Annotated in this window: 12 protein-coding genes; 2 read left to right on the top strand and 10 right to left on the bottom strand. The window is 65.6% G+C overall.

Going from position 1 to position 14,673, the window contains the following annotated elements; genetic code table 11:
- Positions 1-36: 36 nt before the first annotated feature.
- The 4 genes from IC761_RS04355 to IC761_RS04340 all read right to left on the bottom strand — a co-directional run bounded on the left by IC761_RS04355 (position 37) and on the right by IC761_RS04340 (position 4,215).
- Entirely contained in the window at positions 37-2,118 is a 2,082-nt protein-coding gene (locus IC761_RS04355; protein ID WP_195802069.1) for a methyl-accepting chemotaxis protein, read from the bottom strand.
- Between the two features lie 141 nt (positions 2,119-2,259).
- The gene (locus IC761_RS04350; RefSeq protein WP_195802068.1) at positions 2,260-3,030 is read right to left on the bottom strand and encodes an enoyl-CoA hydratase; all 771 of its coding nucleotides are present in this window, start codon (positions 3,028-3,030) and stop codon (positions 2,260-2,262) included.
- Positions 3,031-3,042: 12 nt separating this feature from the next.
- Positions 3,043-3,504, bottom strand: coding sequence for a MarR family winged helix-turn-helix transcriptional regulator (locus IC761_RS04345; protein ID WP_195802067.1), 462 nt, complete (start codon positions 3,502-3,504; stop codon positions 3,043-3,045).
- 51 nt (positions 3,505-3,555) lie between these two features.
- Positions 3,556-4,215: a TetR/AcrR family transcriptional regulator gene (locus IC761_RS04340; protein WP_195802066.1), complete on the bottom strand. Its 660-nt coding sequence runs from the start codon at positions 4,213-4,215 to the stop codon at positions 3,556-3,558.
- A gap of 91 nt (positions 4,216-4,306) precedes the next feature.
- On the opposite strand from IC761_RS04340, the gene IC761_RS04335 reads away from it, so the two are divergent.
- Entirely contained in the window at positions 4,307-5,557 is a 1,251-nt protein-coding gene (locus tag IC761_RS04335) for an HlyD family secretion protein (protein WP_195802065.1), read from the top strand.
- Positions 5,499-7,121, top strand: a complete 1,623-nt coding sequence (locus tag IC761_RS04330) for an MDR family MFS transporter (RefSeq protein WP_195802064.1) — start codon at positions 5,499-5,501, stop codon at positions 7,119-7,121. Before IC761_RS04335 ends, IC761_RS04330 begins: the two co-directional genes overlap by 59 nt.
- A 108-nt stretch (positions 7,122-7,229) precedes the next feature.
- On the opposite strand, the gene IC761_RS04325 is transcribed toward IC761_RS04330, so the two are convergent.
- The 6 genes from IC761_RS04325 to IC761_RS04300 all read right to left on the bottom strand — a co-directional run bounded on the left by IC761_RS04325 (position 7,230) and on the right by IC761_RS04300 (position 14,671).
- On the bottom strand, positions 7,230-8,684 hold the full coding sequence (locus IC761_RS04325; RefSeq protein ID WP_195802063.1) for a GntP family permease: 1,455 nt from the start codon (positions 8,682-8,684) through the stop codon (positions 7,230-7,232).
- Between the two features lie 3 nt (positions 8,685-8,687).
- Positions 8,688-9,707 (bottom strand): patatin-like phospholipase family protein, encoded by a 1,020-nt coding sequence (locus tag IC761_RS04320; RefSeq protein ID WP_195802062.1) that lies wholly within the window; start codon positions 9,705-9,707, stop codon positions 8,688-8,690.
- A gap of 111 nt (positions 9,708-9,818) precedes the next feature.
- The gene (gene serA, locus IC761_RS04315) at positions 9,819-11,063 is read right to left on the bottom strand and encodes a phosphoglycerate dehydrogenase (RefSeq protein ID WP_195802061.1); all 1,245 of its coding nucleotides are present in this window, start codon (positions 11,061-11,063) and stop codon (positions 9,819-9,821) included.
- A 99-nt stretch (positions 11,064-11,162) separates the two neighbouring features.
- Positions 11,163-12,398, bottom strand: coding sequence for a rhodanese-like domain-containing protein (locus tag IC761_RS04310; RefSeq protein ID WP_195802060.1), 1,236 nt, complete (start codon positions 12,396-12,398; stop codon positions 11,163-11,165).
- 70 nt (positions 12,399-12,468) lie between these two features.
- Positions 12,469-13,650: a PepSY-associated TM helix domain-containing protein gene (locus IC761_RS04305; protein WP_195802059.1), complete on the bottom strand. Its 1,182-nt coding sequence runs from the start codon at positions 13,648-13,650 to the stop codon at positions 12,469-12,471.
- The gene (locus IC761_RS04300; RefSeq protein WP_195802058.1) at positions 13,643-14,671 is read right to left on the bottom strand and encodes an extracellular solute-binding protein; all 1,029 of its coding nucleotides are present in this window, start codon (positions 14,669-14,671) and stop codon (positions 13,643-13,645) included. The genes IC761_RS04305 and IC761_RS04300 overlap by 8 nt, the downstream gene beginning before the upstream one ends.
- Between the last annotated feature and the right edge of the window lie 2 nt (positions 14,672-14,673).

Raw genomic sequence — 14,673 nt, 5'->3', positions numbered from 1 at the left:
GCCGATCCGCCTGTCGTTGGAACAGGGATGTGAAGGTTAGGCGGTTTTCACCGCGCCGAGGAAGCCCTCGACTGCGACGCGGAGACGGTCGGCATCCGCCGACATCTTCTTGACCGACTCGGAGAGCACCGTGCCGGCGTTGCCGGTCTCCTGGTTGAGCCTGGCGACACTGCCGATGGTGTCGGTGACCTCGCGCGTGCCTTGCGCCGCCTGCTGGAAGTTGCGCGAGATCTCGGTGGTGGCCGCGCGCTGCTCTTCGACGGCCGCTGCGATCGCCGTCATCTTCTCGTCGATGCCGCTGATGGCGCCGCCGATGGCGCGGATCGCCGTCACGGCCTGGCCGGTCGCGCCCTGAATCTCCTCGACCTGGCGCGAGATTTCTTCCGTCGCGGTCGCGGTCTGCGCCGCGAGGCTCTTGACCTCGCCGGCGACGACCGCAAAGCCGCGGCCCGCCTCGCCCGCGCGCGCCGCCTCGATGGTCGCGTTCAGCGCCAGCAAATTGGTCTGGCCGGCGATGGCGTGGATCATCTTCACGACTTCGCTGATACGGCTTGCCGTCTGGTCGAGGATCTCGACCGTGGCGTTGGTCTGCTCGGCCTGCGACACCGCCTCGCGCGCCTCACGCGCGCTCGACTGCACTTGCGCCGAGATTTCGCCGACGGAGGCCGAGAGCTCCTCGGTCGCAGCCGCGATGGTCTCGAGATTGTTGGTGGCCTGCTCGGCCGCCGAGGATACCGCCGCCGTCTGGCTGCTCGACTCCGAGACCAGCGACCGCACGCCGGTTGCGGTCGCATCGAGCTCCTTGGCCGACGCGGCCACGCTGTGAATGACCGCCTGCACGGTGTCGTCAAAGCTGCGGCAAGCCTCGTCCACGGTGCCGGAGCGGGCGAGTTGCAGCGCCTGCTGCGATTCGCGTTCCTGGCCCAGTCGTTCCGCGGTCGCCGCGCTCTCGCGCAGGCTTTCGAGTGCGGCCGCCATGGTGCCGAACTCATCGGGATACCGGGATTGCGGAACCGGCGTCGCATAGTCGCGGGCGCTGATGCGCGCGATGGCGTCGAGGATGGCACGGACTGGACGCATCAGGCGATTGCGCACCACGTAGACGCCGGCCAGCGTCACGGCGAGCGCCAGCAGGAACGCGAGCGACTGGATCACGAGATTGGTCAGCGCCTTCGCCTGCACGGTTTCGGCACGCGCAATCGACTGGTCGAGCGCCTTGGTGGCGACCGCGACAATGAGCGGGAACGGCGACTGGCACAGCGTGTTCCACTCTGATGCAGCCATTGCGGGCTTGCCGCTGCCGTCAAAATTCTTGGTGAGATCGCCGATCTGCTTGAGCACGCCGTCGGTCTTCACGCGCGCGTCCTTGGCAGCGCTGATCATCTCTGCGGAAACGTCGGGCGCAGCCAGCAATTCGTCCATGCCGGACCAGCCGGACGCGATGGTGCCGTCCCACTGCGCCAGCGACCGCTTCTGGTTGTCGTCGAGCGGCTTGCTGCTGTTGACGTTCGAACGCAGCATCGAGCAATGGATGCCATAGCGGTCGCGCACCTGCCAGGCGAGGCGACGGACCTGGATCATGCGGGCGATGAAGGGATCGTTCATCCAGGCGCGGTTCGACACCGCCGTGGAGGCGAGGTTGGCCGTCTCGATCACCTTGGTGACGGCATCGTACCAGGAGTTGGTCCGCTCGATCTTGCGCTCGGCGCGCGGACGCTTGGCCTCGTCGTAGAACAGCTGGAACTGCGGTGAAGCGTCGCCCCAGCGTTGCTTGAGCGTGCTCGCAAGTTCGTCGCGCCGAGCGAATTCGACCGTGGCGAGCGCAGCGGTGATGCCGTCATAGCCCCCCTGCTCGGCCTTCTCCGCCGCCTGGAGCTTTGGCCGCGCGTCGTCGTCACCAAGCAGCGCGCTCTGGGCGTCGCCGCGGTTGTTGCGCAGGGACAGCACGCCGTGGAAGATCGCCTTGTCGGCAGCGGCAAGCCGCGCGGTCTCGATGCTGTCGGTATAGCGGCCGAAGGCCCCGACCATCTGGATCGCCGTGCTGGCGAGCGCACCGGCCGCCAGCAGAGCCATCAACGTCAGGAGAAGCGAGCTTACCGATTTCTTAAACATGGTCATGGGGTCACGAGGCCTACTTTCACGTAGCGCCACCTTGCACCGCGACATGCCAATGTTTCGTTAAGCTTTTAATCGAATTGCCGCGACTTCCGGACCGCCAGGACCTCTCGATTTGCCAAGCCCTTATGCAGCCTGCGCATGTCACGCAACCTTCGTGAAATCAGGCGGACGGCGCTCGGCAAACGCCGTGAAGGCCTCGCGCGCCTCGGCGGTGCGCAGGCGCTGGGCGAAGTGCTCGCCTTCCGCGTTCATCTGCGCGACCAGCGCCTCGCCATTGCGCATCAGCTTCTTGGTCGCGGTGAGTGCGCCGGCCGGCTGACGAGCAAGACGCTGCGCGAGCGCAAGCGCCTCGGCGTCGAGCTTGTCGAGCGGCACCACGCGGTTGGCGAGGCCCCATTCCAGCGCGGCCTTGGCCGGCACGGTCTCGCCGAGCGCAAACATCTCGTAGGCACGCGCATGGCCGATGCGCGCGGGCATCAAGAGGCTGGAGGCGGCTTCCGGTACCAGCGCCAGGCTGACGAAGGGCGTCGACAATTGCGCATTGTCGGCGAGCACGACGAGGTCGCAATGCAACAGCATGGTTGTGCCGATGCCGACGGCGCGGCCCTGCACAGCCGCGACCAGCGGCCGGCTGCTGCGCCCGAGCGACTGGATGAAGCGCACGACGTTGCGGCTGCCCTCCGACTTGCCCGACGCGACGGCTGCGAATTCGCCGACATCGTTGCCGGCGGTGAACATGTCACCCTCGCCGCGGAACAGGATGACGCGGACCGACGGATCGGACTCGGCGGACTCGACGGTGTCTGCAAGCTTGCCGTACATCGCATCCGTCAGCGCATTTTTCTTGTCGGGACGCGCCAGCGTGAGGGTAAGAATTCCGCCATTGTTCTCGATGCGCACATGCTCGGTCATTGCTCTCTCCTGTCAGTCCTCTGGATCTCTCGTAGGGTCTCTCGGAAACTTGTCCTGAATACTGGTCAGCCAGCGCGCGACGATGTCGATCTCCGCGCTGGTAAATCCCTGCGTCAACGCCGCGTTGATTTGCGCGGTCGAAGCTTTCGTATCCGACAACACCGCGCGGCCTTTCGGGGTCAGCCAGATCCGCCATGCGCGCCCGTCCTCGCGGTCGGCACGCCGCTCGACCAGCCTTGCCGCCGCCGAGCGATCGACCAGGCCGGAAATTCCAGCCGGCCCGAGATCGAGCGCGGCGCCCGCCTCGCCCATCAGGATGCCGTCCTGCCTGCCGAGAATGAACAACAGTCCTGCTTGCGTCGGCGTGACCCCATTCCCGCGCTGGGCCGCTATCCAGCGCTGCAACCGCCGCTGCGCGACGCTCAACAGATAGATCAGCCGATGGCGCTTCGCTGCGACGTCTTTATTTCGCATGCGAAATACATATCGAGGCGGCGGGTGATTGTAAAGGCGGCCGCCTCGACGTCACGCTGATGTGACGCGACAACCATTCAGGAACAGAGTTGCGCAATTGCGCACACGCCGCTCGATATCCTTGCGCGACGGCAGGGATATACCGCCATAGATGGCCGCACGCTGCGGTGCGGAGGCGAGCATGCCCATCAGCATGCCGGCGGCTTCGTCGACGTCGTCGAGCACGATCAGTTGCTTTTTCACCCGGACACGAAGCCATTTCGCCAGCGCGGTCGCGGTGCGGGAAATGCCGTTCTTGTAGAAGTTCGCGGCGAGATCGGGGAACGCGGCAGATTCCTGCAGCACCATGCGCTGCAAGGCCACGACCTCCGGATCGAGTGCGATATCCGCACAGGCAAGCAGCGCGGCACGCAAGCCCGTTTCGATATCGACCTCGTCGCCGGCCTGAAGATCGACGGCGGACAGCAATTGTTCGAGCCTGTCAGCGCACATCGCCTCGAACAATGCGGCCTTGCCTGGAAACAGACGATACAGCGTCTTGGTGGAGATGCCGGCGGCGCGCGCCAGCGCCTCGGTGCTCGTCGCCGCATAGCCGTCGACGGCAAAGGCGTGGCGCGCGGCCTCGAACACGATCCGCTTCGTCTCCTCGTCGCTGCGCACCGGCGGCCGGCCGCGCGGGCGGCACTCACTTTCGGGTTTTGCCTGAGCCATGTCTTTAAATGATGCCTGTCATTCCATTGACACTCCCGAAGCTAGTCCTATTTTGGAAAACGTCAAGTTTCCTAATTCGAGGGAGCCGGCCATGACCGTGCACACCAATCCATCCAAGACTGAATCCACCCTGGTTCCAACGCCTGCGCCGGAAAGCCTCCTGGCCGCCGCGCCACCCCCCGCTCCGCGCCGAAAGCTGAGCCTTCGCAAGCTGTTGCTGGCGGGAGTGGCGGCCGCGGCACTGGCCGGCGCAACCTGGTACGGCTACGATTACTGGACCGTCGGCCGGTTCCTGGTTTCCACTGATGACGCCTATGTGAAGGCCGACAACACCACCATCGCGCCGAAGGTCAGCGGCTATCTCGATCGCGTCCTGGTCGGCGATAACGAGCATGTGAAGGTCGGCCAGGTTCTGGCCCGGATCGACGACCGCGACTTCCGCGTCGCGCTCGACCAGGCCAAGGCGGATGTCGCCGCAGCCAACGCAACGGTGACCAGCAAGCAGGCGCAGCTCGAAGTTCAAGACGCGACGATCGCCGCGGCGAAAGCGACCATCGACGTCGACACTGCGGCGAAGACGTTCGCGCAGCAGGAAAACAAGCGCTACACCGACCTCGCTGCAACCGGCTATGGCAGCGTGCAGAACGCGCAGCAGGCGCAGGCGCGCGATGCCGGCGCCGACGCCGCGATCCAGCGCGACACCGCCAATCTCGCTTCGGCCCTCAAGCAGGTCGAGCTCCTGAAGGCGGAGATCGCGCAGGCCAATGCGGCTGCCGCCCGTGCTACCGCGCTTCAGCACCAGGCCGAGCTCAATCTCGGCTACACCATGATCGTCTCTCCGATCGACGGCGTCATCGGCAACCGCACGCTTCGCGTCGGCCAGTTCGTGCAGGCCGGAACGCAGCTGATGTCGATCGTGCCGGCCGAGGGCGCCTATGTGGTCGCCAATTTCAAGGAGACCCAGCTGACCCATGTCCGTGCGGGACAAGAGGTCGAGATCGAGGTCGACACCTTCCCGGGCCAGGTGGTGCACGGTCACGTCGATTCCGTCGCGCCGGCCAGCGGTCAGGAGTTCGCCCTGCTGCCGCCGGACAACGCCACTGGCAATTTCACCAAGATCGTGCAGCGCATCCCCGTGAAGATCGCGCTGGATGCCGAAACGCAGCCTGCGATCGAGCTGCGGCCCGGCATGTCCGTCATCCCGACGATCGCAACCCGTTCAGCGCCGACCGCGCAAGCGGCAACGACGCCCAAAGCGAAACTTGTTTCCGGAGGGTCGTGCCATGTCAAACAGCCTCACAATCTCGACGCCAGCGCCCACAATGCCGGCCGCGACGCCTGAGCGCGTCGCCGCCGATCCCAATCGCGCGAGCGCCACGGTCTGGGTCGCCGTCTTCGCGGCGATGATCGGCGCCTTCATGGCGATCCTGAACATCCAGATCACCAACGCCTCGCTGCTCAACATCGAGGGCGGCATCGGCACCGGTGTCGACAACGGATCCTGGATCTCGACGTCGTATCTGATCGGCGAGATCATCGTGATCCCGTTGACCGACTATCTGTCGCGGGTATTCTCGTTCCGCAACATCATGCTGAGCTTTGCCGCGCTGTTTGCGGCCTTCTCTGTCGCCTGTGCCTTCACTCACGATCTGCCCTCGATGATCGCGATGCGCGGTTTTCAGGGCTTCTTCGGCGGCGTGCTGATCCCGATGGCCTTCACGCTGGTCTTCACCAAGCTGCCGAAGGCCCAGCAGCCGATCGGCCTTGCCATGTTCTCGCTCGCCGTGACCTTCGCACCCGCGATCGGCCCGACCATCGGCGGCTATCTCACCGAGAATTACGGCTGGCAGACCATCTTCTATGTCAACGTGCTGCCCACCGCCATCATGGTAACCATCCTCTTCTTCACCCTGGAGCGCCAGACGATCAACCTCGCCCTGCTGCGCGAAGGCGACTGGTTTGGCATCGCGACCATGGCGGTTGGGCTCGCCTCGCTTCAGGCCGTGCTCGAGGAAGGCAACAAGGACGACTGGTTCGGCTCGCCCTTCATCGTGCGGCTCGCCATCATCGCTGCCGTCAGCCTGTCGTTGTTCATCTATATCGAGCTGGTGGTCGAGAAGCCGTTGCTCCGCTTGCGCCTGCTGACGCAATGGAATTTCGGCGTCGGCACGATCGCCGCGGTGTTCCTCGGCTTTGCGCTGTTCGGCTCGGTCTATCTGCTGCCGGCCTATCTCGGCCAGGTGCAGGGCTACAATGCCGAGCAGATCGGCAACGTGCTGGCCTGGACCGGCCTGCCGCAGCTCCTGCTGATTCCGCTGGTGCCGAAGCTGATGCAGCGGTTCGACGCGCGCTATATCGCCACCATCGGCCTCTTGCTGTTCGCCGCGAGCTCGTTCCTGAATATTCAGATGTCGCTCGATTATTCCGGCGATCAGTTCTTCATCCCCAACGTCGTTCGCGCGGTGGGCCAGGCCTTGACGCTGGCGCCGCTGTCAGCGCTCAGCCTCGGCAGCGTCGCGCCGCAGGACGCGCCTGCGGCGTCGGGCATCTCCAACATGATGCGTAACCTCGGCGGCGCCATCGGCACAGCGGTGCTCGCCACCATCGTCACCAAGCGCGAGCAGTTCCACTCCAACATCATCGGCCATTCCGTCACGCTCGGCCGCGAGGAGGTCCGCGCCCGGATCGCGCAGATGACGGATTACTTCATCGCCCACGGCGTGCCCGACCCCAACGCCGCACGCGAGCAGGCAATCATCGCACTCGGCAAGACAGTGAAGCGCCAGGCACTGGTGATGGGCTTTTCCGACACCTTTGCAGTGATCGGCGTGGTGCTGGTGCTCGCCGCGATCGCAGTGCTGCTGACGCGGCGCGTGAAGGCGGTCGGCGGCGGGGGCGCGCATTAGCTTCCTGTCCCGCGCGCGGGGAAAGGTCGTCATGCCCGGGCTCGCAGGAAAACGCGTGGATGGCCGCTTGTCGGCATAGGCCGTGGTTCCGACTGCACGCTCACGCGATCAGAACGATCCGACCGCGCTGCCCAGGGCGATCACGGCCATCAGCGCCAGCAGCGACGTCACGATGCCGACCATGACGATGTCGAGATAGCTGTCGCGATGCGTCAGGCCGCAGATCGCGAGCAGGCTCACCACCGCGCCATTGTGTGGCAGGATGTCGAGCGTTCCCGAACCGATCACCGCGACGCGATGCATCAGCGCGGCATCGATGCCCGTGCGCGCGGCGAGTTCCATATATGTCTGCCCGAGCGCATCGAGCGCGATGGTCAGGCCGCCTGACGCCGAACCGGTCAGCGCGGCCAGGATGTTGGTTGCAACCGCGAGCGACACCAGCGGGCCGCCTTCGATCGCGAGCACCCAGTCGCGCACGGTCGTGAATGCCGGCAGCGCGGCCACGACCGCACCAAAACCGACCAGGCTCGCGACACTGAACGCCGGCAGCACCGACGCATTGGCGCCGGCATCCATGGTCTGCCGCAACGCCGGCAACTGGGACCAGTTCAGCACGATGGTGGTGACGATGGCCGCGGTCAGCGCGACCGCGACCGACCACACGCCGGCCACAGCGGCAAGCGAGGTCTCGCCGAAGCGCTGCTCGGCGAGATAGGAGACATCGAGCCGCGGCAGCACGACGAACGACATCGCGAGATTGACGACGACGACGACGATCAGCGGCACGATGGCACTTACAACCGGCGACGGGGCGCTGCTGCGATGCCCGTGTTGCAGCTCTGCCGGGTCGAACTCCCGCGCCGTCGTCGCACGTTCGCGCACGAGCTCATCGGCGGCAGCGCGCTCGGTCGCACCCTCGACATCATCGCCATAGCCTTCCCCGGCACGGCGCGCCGCAGCTTCGGCGCGTTGCAGCCACCACAATCCGGTGCCGAGCATGACGAGGGAGGCGATGATGCCGAGGCCGGGCGCGGCAAACGGCGTCGTGCCGAAGAACGGCATCGGGATCGCATTCTGGATCGACGGCGTGCCCGGCAGCGCCGACATGGTGAAGGTCGACGTGCCCAGCACGATCGCGGCAGGAATCAGCCGGCGCGGAATCGCAGCGGCACGAAACAGCGAGCGGGCCATCGGCACGATGACGAAGAACGCAACGAACAGGCTGACGCCGCCATAGGTAACCGCCGCACCGGCCAACACCACCGCCAGGATCACGCGGTGCTCACCAAGGCGTTCCGCCATGAAGGCGGCGACCGAGGTGACCGCGCCGCTGTCGTCCATCAGCTTGCCGAAGACGGCGCCGAGCAGGAAGATCGGGAAGAACTGCGCCAGGAATCCCGCCGCATTCACCATGAAGATCTGGGTGAGGTTCGCAAGCAGCGGCTCGCCGCCGAACAATGCGGCAATGAGCGCCGCAAACGGCGCGAGCAGCAGCACGCTCCAGCCGCGAAACGCGAACAGGACGAGCAGGCCCAGCCCGACGAGGAGGCCGAGAAGACCCATGTCTCAGCACTCCGACAGGAGGACGTCGAGATCGGCGGTCGATTGCCGGCCGATGTCTGCGCCGTGCTCGCGCAGAAACGCATCCGCCGCGATGCGTCCCTCGGCGCGCAGCATCGAGACGAACTCCCATTCCGCGTTGAGCTTCGACGAGGCGCCGAACTTCGCCAGCATGTCGCTCTTGATCCGGTGCGTCCGCATTTTCGCCCAGCGCGCGCCCTCGCCGCTGCCGGGGTCGGCGGCCTGGCGCAGCAGCGCGATCATGCGCAGCTCCTTCATCAACGGCGAGTTGAAGGAGATTTCGTTGAGGCGGTTGAGGATCTCGGCAGCCGTCCGTGGCTCCTCCGGCCGCTCGGTCGGGTTGATCTGGATGAGGATGGTGTCATGCGCGTCGCTCTCGCGGACCAGCGGCGTGATGGTCGGGTTGCCGGCAAAGCCGCCGTCCCAATAGGGTTCGCCATCGATCTCGATCGCGCGGAACATGGTCGGCAGGCAGGCCGATGCCAATAGCACGTCCGCCGTGATCTCAGCGTTGCGGAAGATGCGGCCACGGCCGGTCCGCACCCGCGTCGCGGTGATGAAGAGCTGGATCGGCGAACGCGCGAGGCGCTCGAAATCGATGCTCTCGGCCAGCACCGCGCGCAGCGGATTGTAGCCGGTCGGGTTGAGATCGTAGGGCGACAGCACCCGCGACATCAGATCTGTGAGGATGTAGAAGGGCGATGTATCGAGGGTCCAGCGCCCCATCAGCCGGTCGAGCGGCGAGCGCTGTAGCGGGCTGAAGGCAGCGGCTTGCGAAACGCGGCGCCAATATTGTTCGAGCGCGGCGCGCGCGCCGTCGGCGCCACCGGCGGTCCAGCCGTCCGCCAGCACGGCCGCATTCATCGCGCCTGCGGAGGTTCCGGAGATCGCAGCGACCGTGAGCCACTTTTCCTCCAGCAGGCGGTCGAGCACGCCCCAGGAAAAGGCGCCGTGCGAACCGCCGCCTTGAAGTGCGAGATCAATCAGTACGGCGTCCCGTTCCATGGCGGACACTCACGCAACTGAAGCTCAAATTCGACGTGCTTTTTAGCACGCCGAAGATGACAGCAGTGTAGAGAGCCATGGCTGCGGATTGCAACCGGAACGTGGGGCAATCTAGTGCTCGAATACCAGCCGTGCGCCGACCGTGCCCTCGAGGCCGCGGATCTGCTGGAGCAACGTACCTGAATCCTCGCCGCCGAGATCGGCGTCGAGCACGACATAGCCGAGGTCGCCGGCGGTCTCCAGATATTGCGCGGCGATATTGATGTCGCGCTGGAGGAAGACCTCGTTCAGCCGGCGCAGCATGCCCGGCACGTTGCGATGGACGTGGCTGAAGCGTACGCCGGAGGGACGCAAATGCAGCTGCACCTCCGGGAAATTCACCGCGCCCATGGTCGAGCCGGTGATGAAATAATCGACCAGCTTGCGCGCGACCTCGCCGCCGATACGCTCCTGCGCCTCCTCGGTGGACCCGCCGACATGCGGCGTGAGGATGACGTTGTTGAGACCCTGCACCGGGCTCTTGAATCGTTCCGCGTTCGAGGACGGCTCGATCGGGAACACGTCGATAGCGGCACCCGCGATGTGGCCGTCGCGCAAGGCGCGCGCGAGCGCGTCGAGATCGACCACGGTGCCGCGGCTGTTGTTGATCAGGAACGAGCCCGGCTTCATCGCCTTCAGCTCGTTCTCGCCGATCATGCCGGCGGTCTCCGGCGTTTCCGGCACGTGCAGGCTGACCACGTCGCTCTGCGCCAAAAGCTCTTCCAATTTCTCGACCGGCTCGGTGTTGCCGTGGCGGAGCTTGTCGGTGCGATCGTAGTAGATCACCCGCATGCCCATCGCCTCTGCCAACGTCGAGAGCTGCGAGCCGATATTGCCATAGCCGATGATGCCGAGCGTGCGGCCGCGGACCTCGCGGCTGCCGGTCGCGGACTTGTCCCAGCCGCCGTCATGGGCCGACACCGAGCGCGGAAAGATCTGCCGCAGCAGCATCACGATCTCGCCGATCACGAGCTCGGCGACGCTGCGGGTATTGGAGAACGGCGCGTTGAACACGGGGATGCCGCGCTTGCGCGCCGCCAGCAGATCGACCTGGTTGGTGCCGACGCTGAAGCAGCCAACCGCAAGCAACCCGTCGGCAGCTTCGAGCGCCTCATCCGTGATCTGGGTCCGCGAGCGGATGCCGAGCAGCGACACGCCCTTCAGCGCCTGGCGCAGCGCCTCGCCGTCCAGCGCCTTGGGCAGCCGTTCGATATTGGTGAAGCCCGCGCTCCGAAACAGGTCGACGGCGCTGTCATTGACGCCCTCGAGCAGCAGCGCCTTCGCGCTCCGCTCAGAGCTTTGGCCTGAGGCTGGCATAGCATCTCCATGGATGGCGGCTTTGCCGCAGCTCATAGACCGCGGACGAGGCGCAGCACAATAGGGTTTGGATATGGGGATATCGTGGCCTGGCGGTAGTCAGATCACATAAAACCCGTGCGTGCCGTCGCGGCGGAGCTGGTCGACGAGGCCGTATTCCCAGTCGAGATAGGCCTGCATCGCGCGCTCGGTGACGTCGGTGCCTTCGTAGGGGCGGCGATAGCGGTGGGCAGGGTCGGGCTTTGGCAGGACCAGCGGTGGGCTAACCTCGAGGGGGCCGTCATAGCCGCCTTCCAGCACGTAGACCTCCCAGCCCATCTGCGCGAGCCAGGATGCCGTCATGTCGGCGCGCACGCCCTTGTCGTCGGTCAGGACAATACGCGCGCCGCGCACCGGCGCGGCCATGTCGGTCTCCTGGACGAGCTGGCCGCCGGGATAGTGGCGGAAGCCCGGGAGGTGGCCGGCGGAATACGCCTCCGCATCGCGCACGTCAAAACGGTAGAGCGTGCGATCGGTCTCTGCGACCAGCGCCGAGATCTCGCTCGCGCCGATGTGGCGGACGCCGGCGCGATAGGCGACATCGCGCGCATTGGCCGGGCCGCCCTCGAACGAGCCGATCGCGCCGCGCCGATCGGCGCCGTGAGCGAGCGTGTGCCGCGCCAATGTCCAGCCGATCGTACCGTTGCGGAGTGCACGCACCTTGTTGGGCACGCCGGCATTGATCAGCGACTGGGTGCCGATGATCGAACGGGTGCGGCCGGCGCAATTGACGATGATGGTGGTGTCGGGATCGGGCGCAGCCTTCCCTGCCCGCAGCACCAGCTCCGCACCGGGCACGCTGACCGAGCCCGGGATGTTCATGGTCGCATATTCATCGAAGCGGCGGACATCGAGGATGGCGATGTTGGCCTTGTCCGCGATCAGTTTTGCGACCTCGTCAGCGCTGAATGAGGGCGTATGACGACGCGCCTCGACCAGCTCGCCGAACGCCTTTGAGTAGGAATTGACGTCCTCGAACACTTCATAGCCCGCAGCGCGCCATGCTTTCAGCCCGCCGTCGAGCGCGCATACATTGCTGTAGCCGAGCGCCGCAAGGCGCTCGGCACCAACTTCGACCAGTCCCTCACCATCATCATAGAGCACGACCGCCACGTCCTTGCGCGGCAGCCGCACCTCAGCTTCGACCGCGATCCGGTCTGCGGCCATGTTGGCTGCGAACAGCGGATGGCCGCTGGCGAAGGCCGCCTCGTATCTGAGATCAAGCAGCGCGATCTCTTCGCGCAGCAGCAGTGCACGGCGGATATCGGCGGGGGTGACGACGCTCGGAAGCTTCATGGCGTGAACCTAGACGAAGGACAGGCCATGGGCTTTTGAACGATTGCGGCGGGCTTGGCTAGTCCTCGTCTCATTCACCGGGAACGAGCCGCCCAAGCGCCGGTTGCGCGGGACGCCGTAGCTTGCGGCGCGACAGATACAGGAGCACGCCGGTGATTGCGAACAGCGGCATCAGCGCCGCGGCCATCATGAAGGCGAGCTTACCGGGCCAGCCCAGCACGGCGCCGCGATGAATGTCGAGCAGATTCGCAATGATCTTCTCGCCCAGCGTCTTCTCGGCGTAGCGATCAGCCGACACGATCTGACCGGTGACCGCATCGATGCGGAATTCGTCGCGCGTGGTGTCGAGCGTCGTCTCCTTGCCCCATGATCGAATGCGCAGCACCGTGCCCGGACCGCCGGGCAGCGTCAGCAAGGCGCGGGAAAAATGGCCGCCCTCTTCGCGCAACAAGGTCGACCAGGCGCGATCGAACCCGACAGCCTGAACCGGCTCAGGCCGGCCGGCCGCTCGCGGCTGTTTCGGCTGCATCTTCGCCGCGGAAACTTGCGGGCGCGACAGCAGCCAAACGACACCGTCCTTGTACCAGTCGAACGAGTACCAGAGTCCCGTCAACGTCATCACCAGATAGATCGGCAGGACCCAGGTGCCGATGACGGCATGCAGCGACCGGTGCAGCCCGCGGCCGCTGAGCCCGAGATTGGGCTTCAGCCACATCTTCACGTGGCCAGCGCGGCGCGGCCAGCGCAGCACCAGGCCCGAGACCAGCATGACGATCAGGCCGAGCGCGGCGATGCCGGTGATCTGGCGGCCCCACCCCTTGGCATCGCCGGGAATGAGCAGCCAGCGATGCAATCGGCGGACGGTTGCGAAAAATTCCTCGCCGCGTGGCACGCCGAGCACATGGGCATCATAGGGATCGACGTAGAGCGAGGACGGCCGCGCGCCCTGCTCGTCGCGCGCGAAGCGGACATGCACCGCCGCGGAGGGATCGCTCGACAGCGTCATGGCCGCGACCTTGCCGACATCGACGCCAGCCTTGAGGCGCGTGACCAGTTCGTCCGGCATCAGCGCCGGCGTCGTTCGCGGCGCGACCTGCATGATCCCGGCATTGAGATGATCGACGATCTCATCCTCGAAACTCATGATCGCGCCGGTCAGCGCGATCAGACAGAGCAGCAGCGCAAGCACGAGGCCCAGAATGGAATGAACCTGAAGCAGGCCTGCTTTGATCTTGTGCCCCAGTCTACTCATTGAGGCCAACCTTCTTAATGAGCGCGACCGCGGCCTGCTGGTGCGCGGCAATCTGATCGATCGGCATCGTGTCGGACGTGAACGCGCCGATATCGGTGAGGATGGGAGCACGCTCCGCCGTAGCGAGAACGGGATATTCGAGCTCGGCAGCCGCAAAGCTCCGTTGCGCAGCCGGCGTGACGAGGAACTCGAGGAATCCGCGTGCGGCGGCCGGATGCGGCGCGTGCTTTGCGATGGCTGCGCCGGTGAGGTTCACATGCGTACCGCCGCTCCTGAATGAGGTCGGAACCGCCTTGACTTCCATCGCCCAGGCGCGCCAATCGGCGCCCTCCCGTCCGTCGCGTAATTGCGCCAGCGCCACGGTGTTGCCGATGCCGATCTCGCACGTGCCCTGTACGATCTCGCGGATCACGTCGTTGTCCTTGCCGGATGGCTTGTGGGCAAGATTGGCTTTCAGGCCGGCGAGCCAGGTTTCCGTCGCCGCCTCGCCGTGATGCGTGAGATAGGCCGCGACCATGGCGACGTTGTTCTGATGCAGGATCGAACGCATGCAAAGCTTGCCGCGCCATCTGGGATCGGCGAGATCTTCATAGTCGATCGCTGCCAACGCATTGTCCTTGTGCGCGAAGACGACACGCGGGCGGGCGGCGAGCGCAAGCCATTGCGCACCGGCGCTTCGCAGATTTGCCGGAATGGCCTGCTCGATGGTCGGCGACGCAAAAGCCTGCGTTAGGGCACGGCTCGGGAGCTGCGTCGTCTTGTCCAGTCCGATTGTCAGCAACACGTCCGCTGGAGAGGTCTCGCCTTCCGATACGAGCCGCTTGACGAGACTGTCCTCGACGAAAACCACGTTCACCTTGATGCCGCTGGCTTCAGTGAAAGACGCAACCACGGGCTCGACCAGAGCAGCCTCTCTGGTCGAATACAGCGTGATCTCTTCGGCGCAGACCTCGCCTGAAACGGCAAGACAAGCGGACGCCAGCGCGACCAGGACCGCGATGGCTTTGCGCCGCGCCCTCATCG

The organism is Bradyrhizobium commune (genome assembly GCF_015624505.1).
Classification (GTDB): domain Bacteria; phylum Pseudomonadota; class Alphaproteobacteria; order Rhizobiales; family Xanthobacteraceae; genus Bradyrhizobium; species Bradyrhizobium commune.
This window is presented reverse-complemented; position numbering and strand designations above follow the sequence as displayed.

Coding starts and splice junctions, on each gene's coding strand:
- IC761_RS04355 (WP_195802069.1), bottom strand. CDS start 2,118: ATGACCATGTTTAAGAAATCGGTAAGCTCGCTTCTCCTGACGTTGATG.
- IC761_RS04350 (WP_195802068.1), bottom strand. CDS start 3,030: ATGACCGAGCATGTGCGCATCGAGAACAATGGCGGAATTCTTACCCTC.
- IC761_RS04345 (WP_195802067.1), bottom strand. CDS start 3,504: ATGCGAAATAAAGACGTCGCAGCGAAGCGCCATCGGCTGATCTATCTG.
- IC761_RS04340 (WP_195802066.1), bottom strand. CDS start 4,215: ATGGCTCAGGCAAAACCCGAAAGTGAGTGCCGCCCGCGCGGCCGGCCG.
- IC761_RS04335 (WP_195802065.1), top strand. CDS start 4,307: ATGACCGTGCACACCAATCCATCCAAGACTGAATCCACCCTGGTTCCA.
- IC761_RS04330 (WP_195802064.1), top strand. CDS start 5,499: ATGTCAAACAGCCTCACAATCTCGACGCCAGCGCCCACAATGCCGGCC.
- IC761_RS04325 (WP_195802063.1), bottom strand. CDS start 8,684: ATGGGTCTTCTCGGCCTCCTCGTCGGGCTGGGCCTGCTCGTCCTGTTC.
- IC761_RS04320 (WP_195802062.1), bottom strand. CDS start 9,707: ATGGAACGGGACGCCGTACTGATTGATCTCGCACTTCAAGGCGGCGGT.
- serA (WP_195802061.1), bottom strand. CDS start 11,063: ATGCCAGCCTCAGGCCAAAGCTCTGAGCGGAGCGCGAAGGCGCTGCTG.
- IC761_RS04310 (WP_195802060.1), bottom strand. CDS start 12,398: ATGAAGCTTCCGAGCGTCGTCACCCCCGCCGATATCCGCCGTGCACTG.
- IC761_RS04305 (WP_195802059.1), bottom strand. CDS start 13,650: ATGAGTAGACTGGGGCACAAGATCAAAGCAGGCCTGCTTCAGGTTCAT.
- IC761_RS04300 (WP_195802058.1), bottom strand. CDS start 14,671: ATGAGGGCGCGGCGCAAAGCCATCGCGGTCCTGGTCGCGCTGGCGTCC.